24 protein-coding genes are annotated in these 25,820 nt (G+C 73.2%); 18 read left to right on the top strand and 6 right to left on the bottom strand.

Going from position 1 to position 25,820, the window contains the following annotated elements; all coding sequences use genetic code 11:
* Positions 1 to 45: 45 nt before the first annotated feature.
* Together ACH35V_RS41710 and ACH35V_RS41715 are read left to right on the top strand one after the other, a co-directional pair.
* The gene (locus tag ACH35V_RS41710) at positions 46 to 1,617 is read left to right on the top strand and encodes an FAD-dependent monooxygenase (RefSeq protein WP_395980433.1); all 1,572 of its coding nucleotides are present in this window, start codon (positions 46 to 48) and stop codon (positions 1,615 to 1,617) included.
* Entirely contained in the window at positions 1,614 to 3,590 is a 1,977-nt protein-coding gene (locus ACH35V_RS41715; protein ID WP_395980434.1) for an aconitate hydratase, read from the top strand. Before ACH35V_RS41710 ends, ACH35V_RS41715 begins: the two co-directional genes overlap by 4 nt.
* An 18-nt stretch (positions 3,591 to 3,608) precedes the next feature.
* Here the strand turns inward: ACH35V_RS41715 and ACH35V_RS41720 are convergent, their stop codons facing one another.
* Entirely contained in the window at positions 3,609 to 4,016 is a 408-nt protein-coding gene (locus ACH35V_RS41720) for a DUF2795 domain-containing protein (protein ID WP_395980435.1), read from the bottom strand.
* A gap of 129 nt (positions 4,017 to 4,145) precedes the next feature.
* Positions 4,146 to 5,546: a cytochrome P450 gene (locus tag ACH35V_RS41725; protein WP_395980436.1), complete on the bottom strand. Its 1,401-nt coding sequence runs from the start codon at positions 5,544 to 5,546 to the stop codon at positions 4,146 to 4,148.
* A gap of 142 nt (positions 5,547 to 5,688) precedes the next feature.
* On the opposite strand from ACH35V_RS41725, the gene ACH35V_RS41730 reads away from it, so the two are divergent.
* Positions 5,689 to 5,877, top strand: coding sequence for a DUF5302 domain-containing protein (locus ACH35V_RS41730; RefSeq protein WP_395980437.1), 189 nt, complete (start codon positions 5,689 to 5,691; stop codon positions 5,875 to 5,877).
* Between the two features lie 88 nt (positions 5,878 to 5,965).
* Here the strand turns inward: ACH35V_RS41730 and ACH35V_RS41735 are convergent, their stop codons facing one another.
* Complete coding sequence (locus ACH35V_RS41735) at positions 5,966 to 6,604, bottom strand: pyridoxamine 5'-phosphate oxidase family protein (protein WP_395980438.1); 639 nt, start codon at positions 6,602 to 6,604, stop codon at positions 5,966 to 5,968.
* A 273-nt stretch (positions 6,605 to 6,877) separates the two neighbouring features.
* On the opposite strand from ACH35V_RS41735, the gene ACH35V_RS41740 reads away from it, so the two are divergent.
* Entirely contained in the window at positions 6,878 to 8,467 is a 1,590-nt protein-coding gene (locus tag ACH35V_RS41740) for a substrate-binding domain-containing protein (RefSeq protein WP_395980439.1), read from the top strand.
* A gap of 212 nt (positions 8,468 to 8,679) precedes the next feature.
* Here ACH35V_RS41740 and ACH35V_RS41745 read toward each other — a convergent pair whose 3' ends face one another.
* Positions 8,680 to 9,567: a hypothetical protein gene (locus ACH35V_RS41745; protein WP_395980440.1), complete on the bottom strand. Its 888-nt coding sequence runs from the start codon at positions 9,565 to 9,567 to the stop codon at positions 8,680 to 8,682.
* Between the two features lie 72 nt (positions 9,568 to 9,639).
* Here ACH35V_RS41745 and ACH35V_RS41750 point away from each other — a divergent pair, with 72 nt between their 5' ends.
* From ACH35V_RS41750 to ACH35V_RS41760, 3 genes are all read left to right on the top strand, one after another.
* Complete coding sequence (locus ACH35V_RS41750) at positions 9,640 to 10,284, top strand: PadR family transcriptional regulator (protein WP_395980441.1); 645 nt, start codon at positions 9,640 to 9,642, stop codon at positions 10,282 to 10,284.
* 174 nt (positions 10,285 to 10,458) lie between these two features.
* Positions 10,459 to 11,451, top strand: a complete 993-nt coding sequence (locus tag ACH35V_RS41755; protein ID WP_395980442.1) for an ATP-binding cassette domain-containing protein — start codon at positions 10,459 to 10,461, stop codon at positions 11,449 to 11,451.
* A gap of 142 nt (positions 11,452 to 11,593) precedes the next feature.
* Positions 11,594 to 12,370: an ABC transporter permease gene (locus ACH35V_RS41760; protein WP_395980443.1), complete on the top strand. Its 777-nt coding sequence runs from the start codon at positions 11,594 to 11,596 to the stop codon at positions 12,368 to 12,370.
* A 37-nt stretch (positions 12,371 to 12,407) separates the two neighbouring features.
* Here the strand turns inward: ACH35V_RS41760 and ACH35V_RS41765 are convergent, their stop codons facing one another.
* Positions 12,408 to 13,775: a M20/M25/M40 family metallo-hydrolase gene (locus ACH35V_RS41765; RefSeq protein WP_395980444.1), complete on the bottom strand. Its 1,368-nt coding sequence runs from the start codon at positions 13,773 to 13,775 to the stop codon at positions 12,408 to 12,410.
* 194 nt (positions 13,776 to 13,969) lie between these two features.
* Between ACH35V_RS41765 and ACH35V_RS41770 the strand changes: the two genes are divergently transcribed.
* From ACH35V_RS41770 to ACH35V_RS41820, 11 genes are all read left to right on the top strand, one after another.
* A complete protein-coding gene (locus tag ACH35V_RS41770) occupies positions 13,970 to 15,589 on the top strand; it encodes an ABC transporter substrate-binding protein (protein WP_395980445.1) in 1,620 nt (539 codons plus the stop codon).
* Positions 15,590 to 15,595: 6 nt separating this feature from the next.
* Positions 15,596 to 16,522, top strand: coding sequence for an ABC transporter permease (locus ACH35V_RS41775; RefSeq protein ID WP_395980446.1), 927 nt, complete (start codon positions 15,596 to 15,598; stop codon positions 16,520 to 16,522).
* Positions 16,515 to 17,405: an ABC transporter permease gene (locus ACH35V_RS41780; protein ID WP_395980447.1), complete on the top strand. Its 891-nt coding sequence runs from the start codon at positions 16,515 to 16,517 to the stop codon at positions 17,403 to 17,405. Before ACH35V_RS41775 ends, ACH35V_RS41780 begins: the two co-directional genes overlap by 8 nt.
* A 22-nt stretch (positions 17,406 to 17,427) precedes the next feature.
* The gene (locus ACH35V_RS41785; protein ID WP_395980448.1) at positions 17,428 to 18,483 is read left to right on the top strand and encodes an ABC transporter ATP-binding protein; all 1,056 of its coding nucleotides are present in this window, start codon (positions 17,428 to 17,430) and stop codon (positions 18,481 to 18,483) included.
* On the top strand, positions 18,467 to 19,525 hold the full coding sequence (locus tag ACH35V_RS41790; protein WP_395980449.1) for an ABC transporter ATP-binding protein: 1,059 nt from the start codon (positions 18,467 to 18,469) through the stop codon (positions 19,523 to 19,525). Before ACH35V_RS41785 ends, ACH35V_RS41790 begins: the two co-directional genes overlap by 17 nt.
* A gap of 43 nt (positions 19,526 to 19,568) precedes the next feature.
* Positions 19,569 to 20,429, top strand: a complete 861-nt coding sequence (locus tag ACH35V_RS41795) for a spermidine synthase (RefSeq protein ID WP_395980450.1) — start codon at positions 19,569 to 19,571, stop codon at positions 20,427 to 20,429.
* 55 nt (positions 20,430 to 20,484) lie between these two features.
* On the top strand, positions 20,485 to 21,258 hold the full coding sequence (locus tag ACH35V_RS41800; protein ID WP_395980451.1) for an SDR family oxidoreductase: 774 nt from the start codon (positions 20,485 to 20,487) through the stop codon (positions 21,256 to 21,258).
* 83 nt (positions 21,259 to 21,341) lie between these two features.
* Complete coding sequence (locus ACH35V_RS41805) at positions 21,342 to 23,417, top strand: SpoIIE family protein phosphatase (RefSeq protein WP_395980452.1); 2,076 nt, start codon at positions 21,342 to 21,344, stop codon at positions 23,415 to 23,417.
* Between the two features lie 133 nt (positions 23,418 to 23,550).
* Positions 23,551 to 23,895 carry a hypothetical protein gene (locus ACH35V_RS41810; protein WP_395980456.1) on the top strand — a complete coding sequence of 115 codons (345 nt, stop codon included), beginning with the start codon at positions 23,551 to 23,553 and terminating at the stop codon, positions 23,893 to 23,895.
* A 96-nt stretch (positions 23,896 to 23,991) separates the two neighbouring features.
* The gene (locus tag ACH35V_RS41815; RefSeq protein WP_395980453.1) at positions 23,992 to 24,432 is read left to right on the top strand and encodes a YbaB/EbfC family nucleoid-associated protein; all 441 of its coding nucleotides are present in this window, start codon (positions 23,992 to 23,994) and stop codon (positions 24,430 to 24,432) included.
* A gap of 35 nt (positions 24,433 to 24,467) precedes the next feature.
* Positions 24,468 to 24,959, top strand: a complete 492-nt coding sequence (locus ACH35V_RS41820) for a hypothetical protein (protein WP_395980454.1) — start codon at positions 24,468 to 24,470, stop codon at positions 24,957 to 24,959.
* A 60-nt stretch (positions 24,960 to 25,019) separates the two neighbouring features.
* On the opposite strand, the gene ACH35V_RS41825 is transcribed toward ACH35V_RS41820, so the two are convergent.
* On the bottom strand, positions 25,020 to 25,820 hold an 801-nt coding region (locus ACH35V_RS41825), incomplete at its 5' end, for a hypothetical protein (protein WP_395980455.1).

Raw genomic sequence — 25,820 nt, forward strand, 5'->3', positions numbered from 1 at the left:
CCTGAGCGAGGACCGTGCCCGCCGTCGATCCGAGAGGGGAGCGGGATGTCGCCCACCGGCGAGCAGACAGGGAACGTGCTGATCGTGGGGGCGGGCCCCACCGGGCTCCTCCTGGCGGGCGACCTGGCCGCGGCCGGGATCGGCTGCACCGTCCTGGAGCGGCGCGACGCGGAGACGAGCAACCTGACGCGGGCGTTCGCCGTCCACGCGCGGACGCTGGAGATGCTGGACGCGCGAGGCGTCGCGGACGACCTCGTCGCCACCGGCGAGCGCGTCGGCGCGGTGCGGCTGCTGGGCAGGACCAGCCTCGACCTGTCGCGGCTGCCGGGCCGGTTCCCGTTCCTGCTGGTCACGCCGCAGTACGAGACGGAACGCGTCCTGCGGGAACGGGCCGTCGCCGCGGGCGCGGAGATCGTGCACGGTGCCGAGGCCGTCGGGCTCCGCCAGGACGGGGCGGGCGTCGACGTCGACGTGCGGACCTCCGGCGGCGGGACGGAGACGCGCCGCGCGTCCTACGTCGTCGGGACGGACGGGGTCCGCAGCACCGTCCGGCGCGCGCTCGGGCTGCCGTTCCCCGGCCACGCGGCCGTCCGGTCGGTGATGCTCGCCGACGTCCGGCTGCGGGACGCGCCCCCCGACGCGCTGACCGTCGACTCGACCGGCGACGCGTTCGCGTTCCTGGCGCCGTTCGGGGACGGCTGGTACCGGGTGATCGCGTGGAACCGCCGGCACCAGGCGCCCGACTCCGAGCCCGTCGACATGGACGAGCTGCGCGAGGTCACGCGCCGCGTCCTCGGCACCGACCACGGCATGAGCGAGCCGCGCTGGACGTCCCGGTTCCACAGCGACGAGCGGCAGGTGCCGAAGTACCGGGTCGGCCGCGTGTTCCTCGCGGGCGACGCCGCGCACGTCCACTCCCCGGCGGGCGGGCAGGGCATGAACACCGGGATCCAGGACGCCGCGAACCTCGGCTGGAAGCTCGCCGCCGAGCTGCGGGGCTGGGCGCCGTCCTGGCTGCTCGACAGCTACCACGAGGAGCGGCATCCGGTCGGGCGGCTCGTCCTGCGCGGCAGCGGCGCGATCCTGCGCGGCGCGCTCGCCGAACCGCTGTGGCTGCGCCGGGCCCGGACCGCCGGCCTGTGGACGGCGACGCACGTCCGGCCGGTCGCGCGGCGGCTCGCGGGCGCCGTCTCCGGCATCGACATCGCCTACCCGGCGCCGCGCGGCTCCCACCGCCTCACCGGGCGGCGGGCGCCGGACGTCCCGCTGGCAAATGGCGATGGTCGGCTTTACGGGCTGCTCGGCGACGGGCTGTTCGTGCTGGTCGTCGGGGCGAACGACCCGGCGGTGACCTACCTGGCGACCAGACGGTGGGCCGGACGGGTGCACTGCGCGCTGGCGGGCGGGGCGACCCGGACGACGGCGCTGATCCGTCCGGACGGCTACATCGCGTGGGCGACGGACGAGACCGCGCCCGACCGGCGCGCCGCCGCGATCCGCGACGCGCTCAACCAGTGGTGCGGCCAGCCGTCGACAAAGGACGTGCATGAGCCGCATCCGGTCGAGAGCGTCCCCGGAGACGACGGGACCCCGAAGGAACGGGGGACCCGGCCGTGACCGCCGGGGGACCCGGCGTCGGTGGACAGGGCGTCGCCCGCAAGCTGATCGCCTCGCACCTGGTGAGCGGCGAGATGACGCCCGGCGCCGAGATCGGGATCCGCGTCGACCAGACCCTCACCCAGGACGCGACCGGCACGATGGTCATGCTGGAGCTGGAGGCCCTCGACCTCGACCGCGTCCGGACGGACGTGTCCGTCCAGTACGTCGACCACAACCTGCTGCAGGCCGATGAGCGGAACATGGCCGACCACATCTTCCTGCGGTCCGCGTGCCGCCGGTACGGGCTGTGGTACTCCAGGCCGGGCAACGGCGTGTCGCATCCGACGCACATGCAGCGGTTCGGCGTGCCCGGCGCCAGCATGGTCGGCTCCGACTCCCACACCTGCGCGGCCGGGTCGCTCGGCATGCTCGCGATCGGCGTGGGCGGGCTTGAGGTCGCGATGGCGATGGCCGGGGAGCCGCTGCACGTGACGATGCCGGAGATCTGGGGCGTCCGGCTGACGGGGGAGCTGCCGCCCTGGCTGAGCGCCAAGGACGTGATCCTGGAGATGCTGCGGCGGCACGGCGTGCGCGGCGGCGTCAACCGGATCATCGAGTACCACGGCCCGGGCCTGGCGTCGCTGACCGCGATGGACCGGCACGTCATCGCGAACATGGGCGCCGAGCTGGGCGCGACGACGACGGTGTTCCCGTCCGACGGGCGGGTGCTGGAGTTCCTGCGCGGCGAGGGGCGCGAGGACGACTTCACCGAGATCGTCGCCGACCCGGACGCGTCCTACGACGTCGCCGACGAGATCGACCTGTCGTCGCTGGAGCCGCTGATCGCGCGGCCCGGCTCGCCCGGCGACGTCGTCCCGGTGCGGGACGCGGCGGGGGAGGACGTCCACCAGGTGGTCGTCGGGTCGTCGGCGAACCCGGGGCTGCGGGACTTCGCGTCCGTCGCGGCGATCGTCAAGGGCCGCCAGGTGCATCCGGCGGTGTCGCTGGACGTCAACCCGACGTCCCGGCAGATCCTCCTCGACCTGACCCGGATGGGCGCGGCGGCCGACCTCCTCCAGGCGGGCGCCCGCATCCACCAGGCGGGCTGCCTCGGCTGCATCGGCATGGGGCAGGCCCCGGCCGTCGGACGCAACAGCCTGCGGACGTTCCCGCGCAACTTCCCCGGACGGTCCGGCACCGCGGACGACCTCGTCTGGCTCTGCTCCCCTGAGACGGCCGCGGCCGCCGCGCTCACCGGCCGCATCACCGACCCGCGCGACCTCGGCATGGACCTTGGCATGGATCCGCCCGAAGTCCGACTGCCGCGCAGGTCCAGCGTGAACCGGCAGATGCTCGAACCCCCGCCGCCCGTGGACGAGGCGCGCGGCGTCGCGCTGGAGAAGGCGCCGAGCATCGGCGTCCTGCCCGAGCTGGACCCGCTGCCGGACGAGCTGGAGGTCCCCGTCGTCATCAAGGTCGGCGACGACGTCTCGACCGACGAGATCCTCCAGGCGGGCGCGCGGGCCCTGCCGTTCCGCAGCGACATCGCCCGGCTCGCGGACTTCGCGTTCACCCGGCTCGACGAGGGCTATCCGGAGCGGGCGCGGGAGGCCGGGCCGCACGCCGTCGTCGGCGGCCGCAACTACGGCCAGGGGTCCTCGCGCGAGCACGCCGCGATCGCGCCCCGCCACCTCGGGCTCCGGCTCGTCCTCGCCCGCGGGTACGCGCGCATCCACTGGCAGAATCTCGTCAACTTCGGGATCCTGCCGCTCGAATTCGCCGACGACGCCGACTACGACCGCGTCGAGCAGGGGGACGTGCTGCGGGTCGAGAACGTCCGCGACGCGCTGAAGGCCGGGGCCGGGATCGACGTCCGCAACACCACCAGGGGCGAGACGTACCGGGCGCGCCACCGCCTGTCGCCGCGCCAGCGCGACCTCGTCGCCGCCGGCGGCCAGATCCCCCTCCTCCGGCGGCGCTCGGGCGGCTAGTACCCGGCTAGTACCGGGCTAGTACCGGCGTTCCTCGCGGCCGTAGCCGAGCTCCTCGGCGACGTCGGCGACGTTCTCGTACTCGCGCTTGGGCAGGGTCCGCAGCTCCTCGACCGCCGCGTCGGGCGCGCCGCCCTCGGCCGCGTGCCGGACCAGCTCGTTCGGACGCGCCGGGTAGCGGACGCCGCTGAGCATCCGGGCGAGCGCGCTGCGGCCCTCGACGTCCCGCGCGCTCATCCCGGGCGGGGAGCCCTCGCGCTCGCGGCCGGACGGCGCGGTCGGGTCGGCTGGATGGTCGTCGGAGAACGGCTCGGTCTCCTTGAACTCCTCGGCGCGCGTGGAGTGACCGCCGCTGATCATGCCGTGAGTCTCGCGGCCGATCTCCTCGTCCAGCTTCGGGCCGTGCTTGTCGCTCTTGTCAGGCATCCTTGGACCTCCTGACGCGGGAACGTTCCCGGGCGGGCGCGCCCAAACATGCGCCGCGCCGCGGCGGCGTCAGGACTGCGACAGGCGCACGCGGTGGCGTCAGGACTGCGACAGGCGCACGCGGCGGCGTCAGGACTGCGACAGGCGCATCATCCGCAGGACGCGCCGCGCCAGCGAGTCCGGCTCGTCCTCGGGCGGCGCCGCCCGCTCCGGCTCCTCCTCCGGCGCGGCGGGACGCGCGGGCGGCTCGGGCGCGTCGGCGGCGGCCAGCTCGTAGGTGACCGGCAGCGACCGCAGGCCGCGCATGAGCGGCGACGAGCGCCACGGGAGCTGATCGGCGGGCAGCGCGAGCCGCAGCGCGGAGAACCGCTCGAACAGCCGCTCCACCGCGATCGTGGTGACGGTGGTGGCGAGGTCGCGGCCGAGGCAGGCGTGCGGGCCCGCGCCCCACGCCAGGTGCGCGCGGGAGCTGTAGATCGAGTCGGGCGCGGACGTGCGGGTGAACGCCGGGTCCAGGTGGGCGGCGGCGGGCGACACCAGGACCGGGTCGCCGGCCGCGATCTGGAACCGGCCGACGCGCACGTCCGCCCGCGCCCACCGGAACGCCAGGTTGGCCATCGGCGGGTTGGCGGCCGAGGCCCGGTTGATCGCCTCCTGGATCATCCCGGCGGACACGCTGTCGCGGGCGCCGGTCTCGCCGATGAGGACCTCGGTGATGGTGTTGCAGATCAGCGTCCCGGTCACGTCGCCGACCAGCCCGGTCATCATCGCCATCTCGCGGGTCAGCTCGTCGGCGGTCAGGTCGGGCACGGCGGCGAGCATGTACGAGGGGAGGTCGGCGCCCGGGTTCTTCGTCCGCGCCTCGCAGACGCCCGCGACGCGGGCGGTCAGCCGGTCGGACGCCTCCTGCGCGTCCGGGCCGGCGTCCATCACCCGCCACAGGTCGATGATCAGCTCGTCGTCGCCGTCCGCGCCCTCGCCGAGCAGCCGCCCGATGACCATCAGCGGCAGCGGCCGCGCGTACTGGGCCGACAGGTCGGCCCAGCCGGTGCGGCCGCCGTTCTCTGCCAGCACGGTGATCAGCTCGTCGGCGTACCGCCGGACGTCGCGTTCGAGGGCCTTCGCCGCTGTCCTCGAACGGTCCTGGAACGGGCGCAGGCCCTCGCTCCAGGCGCCGCGGAGCCGGGTGGAGTTGGCGCCGTCGCGGAACCCCGAGTTGCCGGACTCGACGACGGGCCGCATCGGCCAGTCCGCCGGGACCGCGCCCTCCCGGTACGCGCGCCACGCGTCCACACGCCGGCTCCAGATCCCGCGCGTGTCGCGGAGGATGTCGAGCGTCTGCGAGTAGCCGATGACCAGCCACGCGGGGACGCCGAGCACGTCCACCGGGGCGACCGGGCCGTACTCCGCGCGGAGCCGCTCGTAGAAGACCGCGGGACGGGACTCGTAGTCGCGGTTCAGCAGCGGCTGGACGGCGAGCGCCTCCAGCGGCGGGTGCCCGGGCTCGGCCCGCGGTCTCTGCGAATCCACGGGGACACACCCTAGGAGAGATCGTTAGCCACTGGTCGGTTTATGGCGGAATCTACCGAGATGATCTTCTCGGCGTGTGCGGATGGCCACGTTCCGCTGGGTATGTGAGGCTAGGGGTGCCCCTAAAGAGCTGGAGGTCCGCATGAGCGACTCGTCAGGAGAACCCGAAGAAGGCGAGGACGACGTGAAGCGCAGGTTCCGGGAGGCCCTGGAACGCAAGCGCGGAGCGGCCGGCAAGAACGCCGGCGGGGCCGGGAGGGGCGGCTCGAAGGTGCGAGGCAAGCACGACCGTGCCGACCATCAGCGGCAGTTCCGCCGCAAGAGCGGCTGACCGGGAGACCGGAAGGCCCGTCCGACCATGACCCCCGCGCGGGAGGCGCGGGGGTCGGCCCGTCTCCGGCCGGTCTTCGGGCCCGGGGTCAGGTGTTGTACAGCTTCTTCGAGTAGTTGGCCTCGGCGTAGTACTCCTCGAGCTTCTCGACGGGCTCGTCGGTGCGCTGGACCTCCTTGACGATGCGGGCATGGGACGGCAGCGCGTCCGGCTCCCACGTCTCCGGCCGCCACAGCTTCGAGCGCATCAGCGCCTTCGCGCAATGGAAGAAGATCTGGTCGATCTCCACGACCAGGGCGAGCGCCGGGCGGTGCCCCTTGACGATCATGTCGTCGAAGAACGGGGCGTCCCGGACGAGCGTGGCCCGGCCGTTGATCCGCAGCGTCTCGCCGCGTCCCGGGATGAGGAAGAGCAGCCCGACGTGCGGGTTGGCGAGGATGTTCAGGAAGCCGTCCGCGCGGCGGTTGCCGGGACGGTCCGGCACGGCGATCGTCGTGTCGTCGATCACATGGACGAACCCGGGCGGGTCCCCCTTCGGGGAGACGTCGCAGTTCCCGTCGGCGTCGCTGGTCGCGATGAGGCAGAACGGGGACCCGGCGAGCCAGTCGCGGTCGCGCTCGTGCAGCGCGACGCGCTCCTTCTCGACCGCCACCCGCATCGGCGCGCCGAGCAGCTCGCGCAGCTCCTCCGCGGACGTGATCGCAGTGAACTCAGAGGCGACCGCCATCGCCGCTCCTTCCGGCCGGGGAGATCAGGAGAGCAGCCTAACTTTCCCGCCGTGCCCGTCTCCCGCCGGGCCGGTCGCGGCGAAATGAGGGCGGCCGCGCGATTGGCGGTTATTCAAGCGATATGGAGCAAAAGATTCATCAATCTTGACAGCTTTCTCGCCTTTTTCATCTAATGCAGAAGCCCGCGGCGCGGCAGCGCCGACCGCGATCCCCGCGGGCCCCGGGGGAGGCGGTTTCTGCCAGCTCGGCGACCCGGCGGAACGAGGGCATCGATGAGCGGACGCACGCGGGGCCGGCCGATGGTGATGTTCGCCGCCGCGGTCGCGGGCGTCCTGGCGCTGACCGGGATCGGCGCGTACGCGTTCGCCGAGATCGCCGGCTGCGCGGCCGAGGACCGCGTCACCCTCGACGTCGCGGCGGCGCCGGAGATCGTGCCCGCGCTGGCCGCCGCCGTCCGGCGGTTCGACGGCTCCACCGGCACGTGCGCGCGGGCCCGCCTGCGCCGCGCCGAGCCGTCCGCGGTGAGCACGCTGCTGTCCGGCCGCGGCGGCGGCGCCAGGCCGGACGTGTGGATCCCCGACTCGACCCTCTGGACGGCCTTCGCCCGCCCCGAGGACGTGCGGCCGTCGATCGCCAGTACCCCGATCGTCCTCGCGACGGCGGCCCCGGCCGAGCCCACCTGGAACCTGCTGCTCGGACCGGCCGCCGCCGCCGTCGGCGGGCGCCCGGAGTCCGCGGCCCGCGGCCCGCGCCCCCAGGTCCCCGACCCGGCCCGCAGCGCCGCCGGGCTGGCCGCCCTGCTGATGGCCGACCGCCTGGTCGCGGACGTCCCCGACGGCAGGGCGGTCTTCACCGGCCTCGTCCGCGCGATCAGGGAGACCGTCGCGCCGACCGTGGCGGAGGCGTTCGCCACCACGGGCGCGGCCAGGGACGGGGCGGTCGTCGTCGCGTCCGAGCAGTCGGTGTTCCGGCACAACCGCGCGGAGCCGGGCGTGCGCGCGTACGGCGCGGTCCCGAGGGAGGGCACGCTGTCGCTCGACCACCCGTTCGTGATCGTCACGCGGGACGGCGACCGGGTGAGCGCCGCGGAGAAGCTCGAACGCGAGCTGCGCGGCGAGCGGACCCGCGCCGACCTCAGCGGGCACGGGTTCGGCGTCCGGCCCGCCGAGCCGTCCTGGACGCCCAAGGCCGACGACGTCCAGCGCATCACGCAGGCCTACGCCCGGCTGTCGCTGCCGACCCGCCTGCTCGTCGTGTTCGACATCTCCGGCTCGATGGGGGAGGAGGTCTCGCCCGGCCTCAACCGGCTCCAGGCCACCGCGCAGGTCGGGCAGACCGGGCTGCAGCTGCTCGCCGACGACAGCGAACTCGGCGTCTGGGAGTTCTCCACCGACCTCCGCGGCGCCCAGGACTGGGCGGAACGCGTGCCGATCGGGTCGCTCGGCGCCCGCGTCGGGTCCGTCACGCAGCGGCAGCGCATCCTGAGCGACCTCGGCCGCCTGAAGGTGAAGGAGAGCGGCGACACCGCGCTGTACGAGACGCTGCTCGCGGCGTTCCGCGAGGTGAAGCTCACCTACAAGCCGGAGATGGTCAACACCGTCCTGGTGTTCACCGACGGCCGCAACGACCATCCGGGCGGGCCGAGCTTCGACCGGACCCTCGCCGACCTCCGCGCCGAGTACGACGCGACGCAGCCGGTCCAGGTCATCCTCCAGGGCTTCGGCGACGACGTGAACGTGGCGGAGCTGACGAAGCTCGCCGAGGCCACGCACGGGATCGTCCAGGTCGCACGGACGCCGGCGGAGAGCAAGCGGCTGCTGCTGGAGGCCATGTCCAGGCGCGTCTGCACACCCCACTGCTGACGGACCGGTCATCATCCGGGCGCGCCGGTGACCGCGCCGTGGCGTCCCCCCGTCAAGGCCACGACACGGCCACCGGGCCGCCGCGCCGGGCCGCCCGCCGAAGCGGGGACCCTGGGGAAGAACGCGGCGGTGCGTTGGTGCAGACTCGCGGACCGGCCGAAACTCATCGCTCCCAGCGCCCTTTATCCGGTTATCCGGGACGACTGATGGGGTCAGTCGTGGCGGGCGTCGCGGTCGGCGGCCCGGCGCGCGTCCCGGGCGGCCTGGCGGGCCTCGCGCGCCGCCTCCTCCGCGCGGGCGCGGTTCTGCTCGGCGCGCTCGGCCCGGCGGGACGCCGCGTCCCGCTCGGCGACGGCCCGTTCCAGCTCGCGGCGGAGCCGTCCCACCGCCGCGGACGCCTCCTCGACCTCCTGCTTCGCCGCGTCGGCCCGCTCCTCGCGCTCGGCCAGCTTCCGGTCGGCCTCCTCCGCCCGCTTGCGCAGCGACTCCGCCCTCCGGGCCCGCGCCGCGCTGGTCCGCGTGACGTTCGACGTCGCCGGCCTCGCCTTTTTCTTCTTCTCCTTCTCCGGCGCCTTCTCCTCGGGCTCCGGCTCTGCCCGCTCCTTGCCGTCCTCCGGGGCCATGGGGAAGCCCGCCGGGACGAAGCCGGTGTGGCTGCGCGGCTGCGCCAGGCGTCCCTCGCGCACATCGCCGGCGATGCCGGGGTCCACGGTGGCGGCCTGGAGCGTGTCCTCCACCTCCCGGCTCGCCTGCTCGCGCAGCGGATTGCCCGCCTCCGACGCCAGCTCGCCCGCCGTGCGCACGAGCGACCCGACCAGCCGGCCCCGGCGCTGCTCCAGGTCACCGAGCCCGCCGCCCGAGCCCCACGCCTCGCGCATCTCGGCGCCGACGTCCAGCAGCCGCCCCAGGTCGTCGGCGGCGGAGCGGGAGAGGAGGTTCACCGCCCACGCCGACAGCGTCGGGCGCCGCAGCGCCCCGATCCGCTTGGCGAGCGCCGCGTCGCCCGCCGCCTTCGCGTCCTGCGCCAGCCGCTTGCGCGTCTCGACGAAGTCGGCGGGCCGGACGCCGTAGAGCTCATCGGCCGCACTGGAGAAGTCCACGACTGATCTCTACCCGCCCGAGGCGGTGGCGAGCTATACTCGTCCACGAGTACTCGTGGACGAGGAGGGGAGATGGCCAAGCGGCGCAAGGTGGGCAACCTGCTCGGGCTCGCCGTGCTGTCGACGGTCTCCGCCAGGCCGATGCACCCGTACGAGATGGCGTCGCTGATGCGCGCCCGCGGCAAGGACCACGACATGGACATCAAGTGGGGCTCGCTCTACACCGTCGTGGGCAACCTGCAGAAGCACGGCTACCTCGCCGTGGAGGGAAGCGCCCGCGAAGGGGCGCGCCCGGAGCGGACCGTCTACCGCATCACCGACGAGGGACGGGACGAACTCGCCGACTGGGTCCGCGAGCTGATCGCGGTGCCCGAGCGGGAGCGTCCCAGGTTCGAGGCCGGCCTCTCCGTCCTCGGCGCGCTCGGGCCCGACGAGACGGCGCGCCTCCTGGCCGAGCGGCTCGCCGCGCTGGACCGCGAGATCGCGGACGCCCGCGCCGCGCTCGCGGCGGAGACCGAGGTCCCGCGCCTCTTCCTCATCGAGACCGAGTACGACCTCGCGATCAGGAGCGCGGAGGCCGGCTGGGTGCGCGGATTCCTCGCCGAGATCGAGGACGGCTCGCTGCCGGGCCTCGACCTGTGGCGGACGTTCCACGAGACCGGGCGCGTCCCGCCGGAGATCGCCGAGCTGGCGGAGAGAGGAGCCCCGCGGAGGTAGCGACGCAGAGGGAGCGACCGAGAGGCGGCCCGGCGGCGGTGCGGCAACACCGCCGCCGGGCCGGAGAACCCACCACCGAGAAACCCGCGCGGAGCGGGCCCTGGCGGCGAGCACGCGACACCAGCCTATCCAGGGGCCCTCCGCGAAGCATGCCGCGCGCAACGGAGGAGACCCATGGCGCACGCGATCGAGGCGGACGGCCTCGTGAAGACCTATCCCGGCGACGTCCGGGCCCTGGACGGGCTGTCCGTCACCGTCGGCCGGGGCGAGATCCTCGGCCTGCTCGGCCCGAACGGGGCCGGCAAGTCCACCACCGTCAAGATCCTCACCACGCTGATCCGGCCGGACGCGGGCGGCGCCGCCGTGGCCGGGCACGACGTGCTGCGCCGCCCCGACCGGGTGCGGCGCGACATCGGCGTCGTGTCCCAGAAGTCCGGCGCCGACCCGGAGGCGAGCGGCCGCGACAACCTCGTGCTGCAGGGCCGCCTCTACGGGCTCGGGGGAGCGGCCGCGCGGCGGCGGGCCGCCGAGCTGCTCGCCCGGTTCGGGCTGGAGGACGCGGCGTCCAGGCCGGTGAAGACCTACTCCGGCGGGATGCGGCGGCGGCTCGACGTCGCGCTCGGCCTCGTCCACCGGCCGCAGGTCCTGTTCCTGGACGAGCCCACCACCGGCCTCGACCCCGAGGCCCGCGCGTCGATGTGGGCCGAGATCGCCCGCCTCGCCGGCGACGACGCCCTCGCGATCCTGCTCACCACCCACTACCTGGACGAGGCCGACCGGCTCGCCCGGCGGCTGGCGATCGTCGACCGCGGCCGCGTCGTCGCCGAGGGGACGCCCGACGCGCTCAAGGGCGAACTCCGCGGCGACGCCGTCCACGTGGAATGGGCCGGCCCGCCGCCCGAACCGCAGGTGCGGGAGGCCCTTGGCCGCCTGCCCGGCGTCCGGGAGGTCGTCCTCGACGGACCGCGCCTCAGCGCCCGCGCCGACGACGGCGCGTCCGCCGTCCCGGCCGTCCTCGCCGCCCTCGACCAGGCCGGCGTCCCCGCCGCCGCGGTGACCGTCGCGCGCCCGTCCCTGGACGACGTCTACCTCCGCCACGCCGGCCGCCGCTTCGCCCAAGCCGACACCCCCGCCCACGCCGAAGCCTCCGCGGGAGCCGCCCGATGACCGCGCTGATGACCGGCACCTGGCGGATGTCCCGACCACGCCTCTCCGCACTGCGCCGCCGTTGCGCGGTCGGCGTGGGGCGCCGCTTCGCGCAGGCCGGTGCGACCGCTCACGCGGAGGCCGTCGAGGGAGGTGCTGTCCGATGACCGCGCTGGTGACCGGTACGTGGTGGATGACTCATCGGCGGCTGTCGGCGCTGCTGCGCAATCCCGCCGTGCTCGTGATGACGCTCGTCCAGCCGATGATCTGGCTGTTCCTGTTCGGAGAGTTGTTCAAGAAGGTCGTCGAGCTGCCCGGGTTCGGTGCGACGTCCTACCTGGACTACATCGTGCCCGGCGTCGTGGTCATGAACGCGGTGTCGCTGAACTCGTTCGCCGGGATGGCGACCATGGACGAGATCGACCGGGGCACGCTCGACCGCTTCCTCGTCACGCCCGTGCGGCGCAGCGCGATCGCGAACGCGGGCGTCATCGAGCAGGCGCTGAGCACCGCCTTCCAGTCGCTCGTGATCATCCTGCTGGGCTGGGCCGCCGGCGCGCACTACCCGGGCGGGCCGGGCGGCCTCGCCGTGCTCGTCGCGGCGTCCGTGCTGATCGGCGTCGTCCTCGCCGCGCTGTCGAACACGCTCGCCCTCCTCGTCCGCGACCGCAACACGATCATCGGCCTGAACGTGATGCTGCTGCTTCCGCTGACGTTCCTGTCGTCGGCGTTCATGGCCGAGAGCCTCATGCCGTCCTGGATCCGGCACGTGGCCGCCGCCAACCCGGTGAGCTGGGCCCTGGACGCCGGACGCGCCGCACTGGCCGAGGACCCCGACTGGGGGTCGGCCGCCGTCCACGGCGGCGCGCTCCTCGCCCTGGCCGTCGCGGCCGTGGGCCTGGCCGTCTTCTCGTTCAGGAGCTACCAGAAATCCCAGTGACCCACTGCCCGGCCGCCCGTCCCGGCGGCCGGGCGGGTCAGCGGGTGTCGAGGAAGCGGTCCAGGACGCGGGTGCCGAAGGCCAGGCCGTCCAGCGGGATGCGTTCGTCCACGCCGTGGAACATGCCGAGGTAGTCGAGGTCCGGGCCGAGGAGCAGCGGGGCGAAGCCGAAGCTCGCGATGCCGATGCGGTGGAACGCCTTGGCGTCGGTGCCGCCCCCCATCACGTACGGGACGGGGCGGGCGAGCGGGTCCTCGGCGCGGAGCGCGCCGGCGAGCGCCGCGAAGGTGGGGCCCGAGGAGTCCGCCGACGGGGCCTGGTCGTGGCTGATGAACGCGCGGGTGACCTTCGGCCCGAGGAGCCGGTCGATCGTGGCGAGGAACTCCTCGCCCGTGCCCGGCACGTAGCGCCCGTCCACCTCCGCGGACGCCGTCCCCGGCACGACGTTGACCTTGTAGCCGGCGTCGAGCCGGGTCGGGTTGGCCGAGTTGCGGATCGTCGCGGCGAACAGGCGGCCGACCCCGCCGAGGCGGGTGACCTCGTCGTCGAGGCGGTCGAAGTCGATGGACGTGCCGAGCGCGTCCGCAAGGCCGTCCAGCAGGGCGCGGACGCCCGGGGTCAGGCGGACGGGCCACTCGTACGAGGCGATCCGGGAGACCGCGTGCACGATCTCGGCCACCGCGTTGTCGGGGGCCGGCTTGGAGCCGTGGCCCGCGGTGCCGCGGGCCGTCAGCCGCATCCACGCGGTGCCGCGCTCGCCCGCCGCGATGGGGTAGATCCGCGTCGGGGCGCCCTCGACGAAGTCGCTCGCCGTGACGCTGTAGCCGCCGGACTCGCTGATCGCCTCCGCGCAGCCCTCGAAATAGTCGCGGTGCTCGCGCGCCACGTACCGGGAACCGTAGTCGCCGGTGCACTCCTCGTCGGCCAGGAACGCCAGCACCAGGTCGCCGCGGGTGCGCCGGCCCTCCCGCAGCCGCCGCCGGACGGTCGCGAGCGTCATCGCGAGGCTGCCCTTCATGTCGACCGCGCCGCGTCCCCACACGCAGCCGTCGCGCACCTCGCCCGAGAACGGCGGCACCGTCCATTCGGACGGGTCGGCGGGCACCACGTCGAGATGACCGTGGATCAGGAAGGCGGGGTGGGACGGGTCGGCGCCGGGGACGCGGGCCAGCACGCTCGCCCGGCCCGGCTCCGACTCGACGATCACCGGGTCGGCGCCGGCGTCGTCCAGCAGCGCGGCCACGTGCTCGGCGGCGGGACGCTCCGGGTGGGCCACGCCCTCGCCCCGGTTCGTGGTGTCGAAGCGGATGAGGTCGGCGCAGATCGTCGCCGCCTCGGCCGCCGCCCTGTCCGCCGCCGCCTTTTCGTCCGCGCCGGCCGGCTCGTCGCGCACCCCTGTCCCCATGACTCCCTTTCGTAACAAGGCTTTATTTTCCTTCGCCGCTGACCTGTGTCAATGAATGATCAAGAACGTCTCGATCCGGTTTCGACTCCGTCAGCGGCGTATCCAAACGGTCACCGTGAGTACGACGCTGCCACCAATCTAGGTGCGGCGGGCGTTGCGCGCCGCCGCGACGGAGCGACCGGCCGAGGAGGAGCATGACCAGTCAGAGGGGTGCCGCCAGGGGTGTCCGGCTGAAGGTCGCGGGGCTCGCCGCGGCGGCGCTGGCCGCGTCGCTCGGCCTGCCGGCCTGTGGCGGCGACGACGCCGGGGCGAGCGACGGCACGTTCACGGCGGGCCACTCCGAGCCCGACCACCTGGTGCCCGCCAACACGACGAGCAGCTACGCCTTCGACGTGATCAGTGAACTGTTCGACAATCTGATGACCCTCGACGGCGGCGGCAAGGCCGTTCCGCTGGCCGCCGAGTCCGTCGCGTCCGGCGACCAGAAGGTCTGGACGATCAAGGTGAAGCCGGGGCAGAAGTTCCACAACGGCGAGCCGGTGACCGCGCAGAGCTTCGCGGACGCGTGGAACCACGCCGCCTACGGTCCAAGCGGCATGACCACCAACGAGTACTTCTCGTCCATCAAGGGGTACAAGGAGCTGAACCCCGAGGACGAGAACGCCAAGCCGGAGGCCGAAACGCTGTCCGGCATCAAGGTGGTCGACCAGAACACCCTGAAAGTCACGCTGAACGACGCGTTCAGCCAGTTCCCGATGCTGCTCACCTATCCGGCGTACGCGCCGATGCCGAAGGCCGGGCTGAAAGACCTCAAGGCGTTCGACGACCATCCGATCGGCAACGGCCCGTACCAGATGGACGGGAACTGGGAACGCAACAAACAGATCAAACTCGTCGCGTTCCCCGGCTACACCGGCCCGCGCAAACCGAAGAACAAGGGCGTGACCTGGAAGAGCTATTCCAGCGCCGACACCGCCTACACCGACCTGCGGGCCGGACGGATCGACGTGCTGCAGACGATCCCGTCCGCCAAGGTCCCCGAGGCGAAGCGGCTGCTCGGCGACCGGTTCCTGCCCCGCAAGATGGGCACGATCGACTACCTCGGGTTCCCGCTGTGGGACAAGCGGTTCGCCAGCGCCGACCTGCGCAAGGCGATCTCGATGGCCATCGACCGGCAGGGCGTCAACAAGGCCGTCTACAACGGCGACTACATTCCCGCCGACTCGCTGCTCCCGGCCATCATCGAAGGCCACCGGCCGAACGCGTGCGGCGAGCCGTGCACCTACAACCCGACCAAGGCCAGGCAATTGTTCACCAAGGCGGGCGGGTTCAAGGGGACGCTGGAGCTGTATTTCTCCAATGCGCAGCCGACCTACGCCCAGTGGATGCGGATCGTGGCGAACTCCCTGCGCGACAACTTCGGCATCAAGGACATCGAGTTCCGGCAGGTTCCCGCGTCCGACTACTTCTCCATGCTGGAGGAGCGCGAGGAGAAGGGCCCGTACCGGCAGAACTGGGAGGCCGACTACCCGAGCGCCCAGAACTACCTGGAGAACATGTGGACCTCCGCCAACAACCGGATGGGCTGGACGAGCAAGGAGTTCGACGACCTGATCGCCAAGGCCAACCGGACGGCCGACCAGCGGCAGGCGATCGCGTTCTACAACCAGGCGGAGGACATCGCGATCCGCGAGATGCCGATGATCCCGCTGTGGACGTGGGCGGGCCAGGGCGGCCGCTCGCAGAACGTCGACGACGTCACGATCACCCCGTACTCGACGGGCCTGGTCGCCACCGAAGTGACGGTGAAGTAGCCGGCGATGTGGCACTTCGCCGTCCGGCGGCTCCTGCAGGCGGTCCCGGCCTTCGTCGGCACCACGCTGCTGATCTACGCGATGGTGTTCGCGCTGCCCGGAGACCCGATCCAGGCGCTCGCGGGGGACAAGCCCGTCCCGGAGAACGTCCTGCAGACGCTCCGGGACAGGTACAACCTGAACGACCCGCTGCTCGTGCAGTACGCGAAGTACATGTGGGGTCTCGTCCAGGGCGACCTCGGCGAGAACTACACCGGCCAGAGCGTGTCGGAGATGCTCAGCGGGCGCTGGACGGTGACCGCGCAGCTCGCGATCACCGCCTGGATCTTCGAGCTGCTGATCGGGATCGCGCTCGGGGTGTGGGCGGGCCTGCGGCGCGGGAGGCTCGCCGACACCCTCGTCCTCGGCGGGACGACGCTGGTGATCGCGGTGCCGGTGTTCGTCGTCGGCTACGTTGCGCAGATCCTGTTCGGCCTGCACTGGCAGATCTTCCCGACCGCCGGGACGGACGACGGGTGGCCGATGAGCTACCTGCTGCCCGGCATCGTCCTCGGGTCGCTCGGCCTGTCGTACGTGGCGCGGCTGACCCGGACGAGCCTCGCCGAGAACCTGCGCGCCGACTACGTCCGCACCGCCCACGCCAAGGGACTGTCCCGGACGCGGGTCGTCGGCCGGCACGCGCTGCGCAACTCGCTGATCCCCGTGGTGACCTACCTCGGCGTCGACTTCGGGAACCTGATGGGCGGCGCGATCGTGACCGAGGGAATCTTCAACCTGCCCGGCATCGGGCAGCAGGTGTTCCAGTCGATCCAGCTCAAGGAGGGGCCCGTCGTGGTCGGCGCCGTCACCGTGCTGGTGCTGATCTTCCTGCTGGTCAACCTGGTCGTGGACCTGCTGTACGGGATCCTCGACCCGCGGATCCGGTATGACTGAGAACGCGGCGGTGGCCGCCGCCGGCGGGGAGATCGGCCGGGCCTCGCTGTGGGACGACGCGTGGCGCGACCTGCGGCGGCGCTGGATCTTCTGGGGGTCGGCGGCGATCCTCGCCGTGGTCGCGGTGATGGCCGCGCTGCCGGGGCTGTTCACCGGCACGGCGGCCAACGCGGGCTGCGACCCGAACATGTCCAGGCTCGGCCCGTCCGGCGACCACTGGTTCGGCACCGACCTCGCGGGCTGCGACTACTACGCGCACGTCGTCCACGGCGCCCGCCCGACGCTGCTGATCGGCGTCGCCGTCACGCTGTTCGCGCTGCTCATCGCGGTGCTGTTCGGGATGCTCGCCGGCTACTACGGCGGCCTCGTCGACGCCCTCATCGCGCGGCTCACCGACGTGTTCTTCGGGCTGCCGTTCGTGCTCGGCGCCACGGTCATCCTCGTCGCGTTCCCCGGGCACGGGGTGTGGGCGATGACGCTGGTCCTCGTCCTGCTCGGCTGGACGACGATGATCCGCATCATGCGGGGGCAGGTCATCTCCGTCCGCGACGCCGACTACGTGCAGGCGGCGCGGCTGCTCGGCGCGTCCGACCGGCGGATCATGGGGCGGCACATCCTGCCGAACGCGATCGCCCCGGTGATCGTGGTCGCCACCCTCAACGTCGGCAACGTGATCGTCGGGGAGGCGACGCTGGACTTCCTCGGCGTCGGGCTGCAGTACCCGCAGGTGTCGTGGGGGCTGCAGCTCGGCCAGGCGAAGGACTCCTTCCTCGACCACCTCCACCTGCTGGTCTTCCCCGCGGCGTTCCTGTCGGCGACGGTGCTGAGCTTCCTGCTGCTCGGCGACGCCGTCCGCGACGCCCTCGACCCGAAGCTGCGGTGACGCCCATGACCTTGAATGACGCATGACAGCCGAACTCAGAAAGGGAGACCTGGTTCCGGCGCCGCGCCCGGACGCGCCGCTGCTCCAGGTGGACGACCTGCACGTCAGCTTCCGGGTGCGCGGCCAGGACGTCCGTGCCGTGAACGGGCTCTCCTACACCCTCGCGGAGGGCGAGACCGTAGCGATCCTCGGCGAGTCGGGGTCGGGCAAGAGCGTCGCGGCGCAGGCCGTGATGGGCATCCTCGACATGCCGCCCGCGCGCATCGACCGGGGCTCGGTGAAGCTGCGCGGCGAGGAGCTGCTCGGGCTGCCGGAGCGGCGGCGCCGCGCCTACCGCGCCGACCGCATCTCGATGATCTTCCAGGACGCGCTGACCGCGCTGAACCCGGTGTTCACCGTCGGCGACCAGCTCCGCGAGATGTACCGGGTGCACCGCGGCCTCGGCCGCCGGGCCGCCAGGGACAAGGCCGTCGAGCTGATGGAGCGGGTGCGGATCCCGTCCGCGGCGCGGCGGCTCGGCGACTACCCGCACCAGTTCTCCGGCGGCATGCGCCAGCGCATCATGATCGCGATGGCGCTGGCGCTGGAACCGGACGTGCTGATCGCCGACGAGCCGACCACCGCCCTCGACGTGACCGTCCAGGCGCAGATCATGCGGCTGCTCGCCGGGCTCCAGGACGAGCTGACCATGGGCATGGTGCTGATCACCCACGATCTCGGCGTCGTCGCCGGCGTCGCGGACCGGATCGTCGTCATGTACGCGGGGTCGGTCGCCGAGCAGTCGCCCGCCCGCGACCTGTACGCGCGGCCCGCGCACCCGTACACGCGCGGGCTGCTGGCGTCGGTGCCGCGCCTCGACCGGCGCGGCGGGCCGCTCGTCCCGATCGCGGGCGCGCCGCCGAACCCGGCCGCGCTGCCGTCCGGCTGCCCGTTCCATCCGCGCTGCCCGCGCGCCGAGCCGGTCTGCGCGGTGGAGCCGCCGCCGCTGGTCGGCGTCGCGCCCGGCCACGACGCGGCCTGCCACTTCGCCGCTGAGGTCCACGCCGACCAGGAGGTTCCCGGTGCCGGATCCGAATGACGCGCCCCCGGACGAGACCGCGGACGAGGCTCCGGTCGAGGCGCCGATCCTCCAGGTGGACGGCCTCGTCAAGCACTACCCGGTGACCCGCGGCGTGGTGGTCAAGCGGACGCTCGGCCGGGTCAAGGCCGTGGACGGCGTCGACCTGGAACTGCGCCGCGGCGAGACCCTCGGCGTCGTCGGCGAGTCCGGCTGCGGGAAGTCGACCCTCGCCAGGCTGCTGCTCGCCGCCGAGCGTCCCACCGCCGGGACGGTCCGCTTCGAGGGCCGGGACGTCTTCGCGATGCCGCGGTCCGAGCTGCGGGCCCTGCGCCGCCGGATCCAGATGGTGCTGCAGGACCCGTACTCGTCCCTCAACCCCCGCATGACCGTCGGCGACATCGTCGGCGAGCCGTTCGCCGTCCACCCGGAGGTCGCGCCGAAGGGGGAGCGGCGCGGGCGCGTCCGGGAGCTGCTGGAGCTCGTCGGCCTCGACCCCGGCCACGTCAGCCGGTACCCGCACCAGTTCTCCGGCGGGCAGCGGCAGCGCGTCGGGATCGCCCGCGCGCTCGCGCTGCGGCCCGACGTCATCGTGTGCGACGAGCCGGTGTCCGCGCTGGACGTGTCCGTGCAGGCGCAGGTGATGAACCTGCTCGCCGAGCTGCAGCGGGAGCTGGGCCTGGCGTACGTGTTCATCGCGCACGACCTGGCCGCCGTCCGCCACATCTCCGACCGCGTCGCCGTCATGTACCTCGGCAAGGTCGTCGAGACCGGCGGCGAGGACCAGATCTACGAGCACCCGACGCACCCGTACACGCAGGCGCTGCTGTCGGCCGTCCCCGTCCCGGACCCGGACGCCCCCGGCTGGGCGGGGCAGATCCAGCTGGAGGGGGAGCCGCCGTCGCCGCTGGACCCGCCGTCCGGCTGCCGGTTCCGCACCCGCTGCTGGAAGGCCCAGGACCTCTGCGCGGAGCGGGAACCGGCCCTGGAGGAGCGGGAGACCTCCGCCCACCCCAGCGCGTGCCACTTCGCGGCCGAAGAGGCCCTGACAGAGCAAACCTGACGTTCCGGCGGTCCCCGGAAAGGGCTTCCGTAGGCTGGAGGCCATGGCACGCAAGGGCAGGCACGGTCCCCGCGCCAACATCTACGCGATCGACGGCGGCGAGGCCGAACTGCTGCGGGACGCCGACCGCGACGGCGGCTGGATGCTCCTCGTCGGCGGCGTGCCCCAGTCGTACGTGGACCTGTCCGACCCCACCTACCTCGACTTCGAGTACATGCGGCTGATGGGCGACGTCGTCGACTGCCTCGGCGTGGACGGGCAGGCGTTCGACGCCGTCCACGTCGGCGGCGCGGGCTGCACGCTGCCGCGCTACATCGCCGCGACCCGGCCCGGGTCCCGGCAGGTCGTCCTGGAGCCGGACGCGGGGCTGGTGCAGCTCGTCCGGGAGCAGCTGCCCGTCAAGGGCGTCCCGGGCCTGCGGATCCGGATCACCGACGGCCGCACCGGCGTCGCCGCGCTCGCCGACGAGGCCGACGACCTCGTCGTGATGGACGCGTTCGCCGAGGCGTCGATGCCCGCCGAGCTGGCGACCCGCGAGTTCGTCCTGGACGCGGCGCGCGTCCTGCGGCCCGGCGGCGTCTACCTGGCCAACGTCGCGGACGGCTTCCGGCTGCCGTTCGCCCGCCGGGTCGCCGCCACCGTCCGGTCGGTGTTCCGGCACACGCTGCTGATGGGCGACCCGGGCGTGCTGCGGGGCCGCCGCTTCGGCAACCTCATCGTGGCCGGTTCGCGCGAGCCGCTCCCGGCGGACGAGCTGACCCGCCGCGCGGCGGGCGGCGCGGCCCGGGCCCGGCTGCTGAACGGCGGCGACCTCGCCGCGTTCTGCGCGGGCTCCGCGCCGCTGCGCGACGGCGAGGAGATCGTCGCGCCCGTCCCGCCGCCGCAGGTCTTCGGGAAGCCCTGAAAGGTGATGGGCCGGGCCCGCCGGGGGAAGGTGCCCAGGAGGAAGGGAGCGAGCCATGATCCTCGTGACCGGGGCGAGCGGGACGCTCGGCCGCCCGCTGACCAGGCTGCTGGCCGAGGCCGGCGCGGACGTGCACGCGCTGAGCCGCCGCGCCAGGCCGCCGGAGGACGGCGTCACCTGGCACCAGGGAGATCTCCGGACCGGTGAGGGACTCGACGCGGCCGTCGCCGGCGCCGCGACGATCGTGCACTGCGCCAGCGAGCCGCTTCACGCCAAGCGGGACCTGCCCGCCGCGCGCCTGCTGGTCGAGGCGGCCCGCGGGCAGGGCGCCCCGCACCTGATCTACATCTCGATCGTCGGCGTCGACAAGATCCCCTACGGCTACTACAGGACGAAACACGCCGTGGAGAAGCTCATCGAGGGCTCCGGGCTCCCGTACACGATCCTGCGGACGACGCAGTTCCACTCGCTGCCCGACATGGTGCTGAACGTCCTCACCAAGGCGCCCGGCGTCATCGCGCTGCCGAAGGGCCTGCGCGACCAGCCGATCGACGTCGGGGAGGTCGCGGAACGGCTCGCCGAGCTGGCCCTCGCCCCCGGTCCCGCCCGGCGCGTCGACGACATGGGCGGCCCGGAGGTCCTCACCTTCGAGGAGATGGCGCGGGCCTACCTGAAGGCCCGCGGCCTGCGGCGGCCCGTCCGGGTGCCGCTGCCGCTGCCCGGGGCGGCGGCACGCGGATTCCGGGAGGGTCACCACCTCGCGCCCGGCCACGCGGTGGGCCGCCGGACCTGGCAGGAGTTCCTGGACGAACGCCACTCGCGCCCCTGAGTCACCGCCCGTCCCACGGCTCGGGGGACGCCTACCGTCCCGTATCGGCCGCACGCGACCCCGCCATGTCCCATAATCGAGCGATGGAGTCGTCCACCCGAATTCTTATTCTCGGCATGGATTCGTCGGGTCGAATACTCCAGTTCGACCGCAACGCCGCGGCCGTGCTGTCTCCGAACGGGACGTCTCCCGACGGGAGATGCCTGCTCGGAGCCCATCTGGACGAGGTGATCGCGGGCGCGCGCAAGCCGCTGATCGAGGCGCTGGAGGCCGGCCGCGAGCGCACCGCCATGCTCGCCGTGGACACCCCGGGCGGCGGGACGCTCGACGCGGTCGTGACCGTCCACCCCATGAACGGCGGCGCTCCCGCCGACGACGCGCCGAGCAACGGGGTCGGCGACGCGCTCGTCCGCGTCGCGCTCGACATCGCCGCGCTCGCCGTCATCAAGGTGCCGGTGCCGCTCGCCGACCGGTTCGTCGACCCGGCCGTCATCCGCCGCGCCCTGCTGGACGACGCGCTCCCGAGAATCGGCTCCACGCTCGACCTCGAAATGCTCGCGCGCGGCCTGATGGACGTTCTCGTCCCGCATTTCTGCAATTCCGGCGGACTGCTCCTCCTGGAGAGCCACCTGGACGCCGACGAGCCGCCGGACGGCCCCGACGGCCCGCAAATGCGGCGGATGGCCATCGGCTTCGACGACGACGACCCCGCCTGGGACGCGACGTTCCCCACCGGCGAGTCCCTCGTCTACCCGCCCGGCACCCCCTACACGCAGTGCCTCGGGTCGGGCGAGCCGGTGCTGCGCTCCCTCGGCGGCGAGGGCGCGGCCGAGATCGCCGCCGCGTGGCGCCGCCCGCCGGTCGGGGAGCTGCTGAAGGGCGCGTCGATGCTGCTGCTGCCGATCGCGTCCGCGGCCGGCGTACTCGGCTTCTTCGTCTGCACCCGGACCGTCGCGCACCGCCCGTTCGACGCCTACGACGTCGAGATCGGGATGGAGTTCGCCAACCGGGCGTCCATCTTCATCGAGAGCGCCCGGCAGTACTCGCGGGAACGCGCCACCGCGCTCACCCTGCAGCGCAGCCTGCTGCCGACCGGGCTGTCGGCGCCGTCGCCGGTCGAGGTCCACCACCGGTACCTGCCGGGCAGCCGCCTCATCGAGGTCGGCGGCGACTGGTACGAGTCGATCGCGCTGCCCGGCGCCCGGGTCGCGCTGGTCGTCGGCGACGTGGCCGGGCACGGCGTGAAGGCCGCCGTCACGATGGGACGGCTCCGCACCGCCATCCACACCCTCGCCGGGCTCGAACTGCCGCCCGCCGAGGCCCTGGAGCGGCTCGACTCGCTGATGCGGACGCTCGGCGAACGCGAGCCGCACTTCGCCACCTGCGCCTACGTCGTCTACGACGCGGTCAGCGGGCGCTGCGAGGTCGCCAGCGCCGGGCACCTGCCGCCGCTGCTCGTCCCGCCCGGCGCCGAGCCCGAGTACCTGCCGGTGCCGCCCGCCCCGCCGCTCGGCGTCGGCGGCGACGGCCCGATCGTCAGCCGCGAGTTCACCGTCGAGGACGGGACGCTGCTGTTCCTCTACACCGACGGCCTGGTGGAGAACCGGGCCCGCGACATCGACGACGGCCTCGCCCGCCTGCGCGACACGTTCTCCGGCGGCGCCGCCGCCCGCCCGCTGGACGACCTGTGCCAGGCGGCCCTCGACGGCATCTACGACGACCAGCACCGCGACGACATCGCCATGCTCATCGCCCGGCTGGCGCGCATCCCGGAGGACCGCCACGCCACCTGGGAGCTGCCCGCCGAGCCCGCCGCCGTCCGCCGGGCGCGCGGCCTCATCCGCGACCGGCTCGCCCGCTGGGACCTGGACGACCTCGCCCACCCCACGATGCTGCTGGCGTCCGAGCTGGTCACGAACGCGATCCGGCACGCGGGCGGGCGGATCAGGCTGCGGCTGGTGCGGGAGGGCGGCCTGGTCTGCGAGGTCTTCGACTCCTCCGACGGCCGTCCCCGCGTCCGGCACCGCGAGGACGACAGCGACATGATCGAGTCGGGCCGGGGCCTGCACGTCGTCGGGCGGCTGGCACAGCGCTGGGGCGTCCGCCGCACCGCCGAGGGCAAGGTCGTCTGGTGCGAGCAGGAACTCCCGAGGCCCTGACGGCCCTGACCGCCCGCGGCCACGGGCCGGAGAAATCGGACGGTAAAGGGTCCTCGTGCAAATCGCGCTCGTGAATTGTCGCGGTATGCTTGTCCGCGAGCAATGACCGGCCGAAGTGGACATCGGGGTGACGATGACCGTAAATGGTTATGAGGTCCGTCCGGATACTCTGCGCAGTGCGGCGAAAGGTCTGACCGAGGCGGGGGACCAGCTCGGCCGGGAATGGTCGAATCTGAAGGCCACCGTGCAAGGCATGGGCGAGCCGTGGGGCGCCGACGACATCGGCATGCTGATCGGCGAGTCGTACAAGGCCATTGAGGGCCAGGCGGACGAGTCGTTCACCGGAGCGTCCGAGGATCTGTCCGGATACGGCGAGAAGCTGACCGCGCTGGCCGACAACCACGAGAAGTCCGAGCAGAAGATGGTCGGCGAGGTCAGCTCGATCTCGGCCGCGCTGAACGGCGTCCAAGAGGTCTGACGGGCGGCTTCGGGCGGCGGGAGGATATGTCGCGGTCCGGTGTCCGCGATGGTTAGGATCTCGTCCCACCGGTTGATCTAGAAAGGTGCGGTTTTCGTGGACTCTGCGAGCAACGACCTCGACCGCATGCTGACCCAGGCCCGCAAGACGCTCGAATCGATGCGCAAGGGCGGCGCGGCGGCGGAGCGTCCCGCGGACGCCGGCGAGACCGGCGAGACGGTCGAGGGCGTCGGCGAGGCGGCCGAGGGCAGGGTCAAGGTGACCGCGGCGTCCGGCGGCCGGCTCAAGAACGTCGAGATCAACCCGCGCGCCCTGCGGCTGTCGGCGGAGGAGCTCGGCGAGCACCTGGTGACGGCCGCGAACGCCGCGCTCGACGACCTGCGCCGCAAGGCCGGCGAGGCGGCGGCCGGGCAGGCCGTCGACACCGCGCGGCTCAGCGAGCAGATCGAGGGCCTCCAGAACGAGAGCCTGCGCCAGATGACGATGATCAGCCAGAGCTTCAACGACGCCATCGCCAAGGTCAGCGGCGGCAAGTGACGGAGCCGCGGCGATGAACCGGCCGGTGGGGTGACATGGGACTGCAGCTTCCTGGCGAGCTGATCTCGCTGCTGGGCATGCTCGGCTACACCTGGCCCGAGGCGGACGAGACGAAGCTGTTCGAGCTCGGCTCGATCTGGATGGACTTCTCCGGCAAGGTCCAGAGCGTGGCCGCCGACGCCGACGGCGCCGCCCAGCAGGCGATGGGGGCGAACAAGGGCGACGACATCGAGGCGTTCCGCAAATCGTGGGGCGAGGAGGACTCGCCGAAGTCCGTCCTCGACGACGCCGCGCAGGGCGCGACGCTCGTCGGCGCGGCGTTCTTCCTGTGCGCGGGCATCGTGCTCGCCCTGAAGATCAACGTGATCATCCAGCTGATCATGCTGGCCATCGCGATCGCGCAGGCGATCGCGACCGCCGTCGTGACGTTCGGGGCGTCGCTGGCGGAGATCCCGATCTTCAAGGAGATCGTCAGGTTCGCCATCGAGATGCTGATCGACCAGGCGATCAACGCCCTGCTCAGCTGACCGGCGCCCCCCGGCCGACCGGCGCGGCCCCCAGCTGACCGGCGCGCCCCAGGTGGGCGGCTAGCGCAGCACCGAGACGTGCACGTGGTCGTAGTGGTTCTGGGTGAGGCTGCCGCGGTCCGCCATCGGGCGCCAGCCGCCGCCGCGCACGTTCCAGATCTGCTGCCGCCAGATCACGTAGGAGATCCCGAGCCGCCGCGCGTTGGCGACGGCGTACGCCGCGACCTGGTCGCCGTGCCGCCGGGCGCCGGGGCTCGGCATGCGGCCGCCGGTGCTCTCCATGAAGTCGCAGGCCCGTCCGACCGCGTGGTCCTGCGGGTCGCCGGTGGATCGGTGGCAGCCGATCGCCGGGAACGGGCCGAACATCCCGGCGATCTCCAGCAGCGCCGTCCGCATGGTCGGGGTCATCATGTTGCCGGTGATCGGGGACACGGCGCCGGTCACGCCGTCGGGGCGTCCGGTGAGCCGCGGGCCGCCCTTCGTCTTCGCGGACGGGCGCGTCCGCGTCGGCGCCAGCGTCGCGACCTTCGTCCCGCGCGGGAGGATCTTCTTCAGCCGCGCCGTGAGCTTCGCGGCGTCGGCCTTCGGGGCGCTGATGATCAGGCCGTTGCCGTCCGGCATGCCGAGCGCGCGGGCCTGGCCGCGGGACACGACCGCGTCGATGTCGCCGATGCCCATCGACGCGTACGCGCCGACGCGGACCCGTCCCGGACTGGTGCTGCGGCCCGCCTCGACGACCGCGCCGAGCTGGAACGCCCCGCCGCGGCCCTCCTCGAACGAGACGGCCAGCCCGCCGGACGCGATCGTCTGCCACAGCTGGTCGGACTCGGCCGTCGGCTCCGGCGCGAACGCCCGGAACCC

The organism is Actinomadura sp. 1N219 (genome assembly GCF_044326405.1).
In the GTDB taxonomy this organism is placed as follows: domain Bacteria; phylum Actinomycetota; class Actinomycetes; order Streptosporangiales; family Streptosporangiaceae; genus Spirillospora.

Coding starts and splice junctions, on each gene's coding strand:
- ACH35V_RS41810 (WP_395980456.1), top strand. CDS start 23,551: ATGACCGTAAATGGTTATGAGGTCCGTCCGGATACTCTGCGCAGTGCG.
- ACH35V_RS41730 (WP_395980437.1), top strand. CDS start 5,689: ATGAGCGACTCGTCAGGAGAACCCGAAGAAGGCGAGGACGACGTGAAG.
- ACH35V_RS41735 (WP_395980438.1), bottom strand. CDS start 6,604: ATGGCGGTCGCCTCTGAGTTCACTGCGATCACGTCCGCGGAGGAGCTG.
- ACH35V_RS41780 (WP_395980447.1), top strand. CDS start 16,515: ATGACTGAGAACGCGGCGGTGGCCGCCGCCGGCGGGGAGATCGGCCGG.
- ACH35V_RS41800 (WP_395980451.1), top strand. CDS start 20,485: ATGATCCTCGTGACCGGGGCGAGCGGGACGCTCGGCCGCCCGCTGACC.
- ACH35V_RS41740 (WP_395980439.1), top strand. CDS start 6,878: ATGAGCGGACGCACGCGGGGCCGGCCGATGGTGATGTTCGCCGCCGCG.
- ACH35V_RS41820 (WP_395980454.1), top strand. CDS start 24,468: ATGGGACTGCAGCTTCCTGGCGAGCTGATCTCGCTGCTGGGCATGCTC.
- ACH35V_RS41785 (WP_395980448.1), top strand. CDS start 17,428: ATGACAGCCGAACTCAGAAAGGGAGACCTGGTTCCGGCGCCGCGCCCG.
- ACH35V_RS41765 (WP_395980444.1), bottom strand. CDS start 13,775: ATGGGGACAGGGGTGCGCGACGAGCCGGCCGGCGCGGACGAAAAGGCG.
- ACH35V_RS41795 (WP_395980450.1), top strand. CDS start 19,569: ATGGCACGCAAGGGCAGGCACGGTCCCCGCGCCAACATCTACGCGATC.
- ACH35V_RS41775 (WP_395980446.1), top strand. CDS start 15,596: ATGTGGCACTTCGCCGTCCGGCGGCTCCTGCAGGCGGTCCCGGCCTTC.
- ACH35V_RS41760 (WP_395980443.1), top strand. CDS start 11,594: ATGACCGCGCTGGTGACCGGTACGTGGTGGATGACTCATCGGCGGCTG.
- ACH35V_RS41770 (WP_395980445.1), top strand. CDS start 13,970: ATGACCAGTCAGAGGGGTGCCGCCAGGGGTGTCCGGCTGAAGGTCGCG.
- ACH35V_RS41755 (WP_395980442.1), top strand. CDS start 10,459: ATGGCGCACGCGATCGAGGCGGACGGCCTCGTGAAGACCTATCCCGGC.
- ACH35V_RS41750 (WP_395980441.1), top strand. CDS start 9,640: ATGGCCAAGCGGCGCAAGGTGGGCAACCTGCTCGGGCTCGCCGTGCTG.
- ACH35V_RS41805 (WP_395980452.1), top strand. CDS start 21,342: ATGGAGTCGTCCACCCGAATTCTTATTCTCGGCATGGATTCGTCGGGT.
- ACH35V_RS41710 (WP_395980433.1), top strand. CDS start 46: ATGTCGCCCACCGGCGAGCAGACAGGGAACGTGCTGATCGTGGGGGCG.
- ACH35V_RS41720 (WP_395980435.1), bottom strand. CDS start 4,016: ATGCCTGACAAGAGCGACAAGCACGGCCCGAAGCTGGACGAGGAGATC.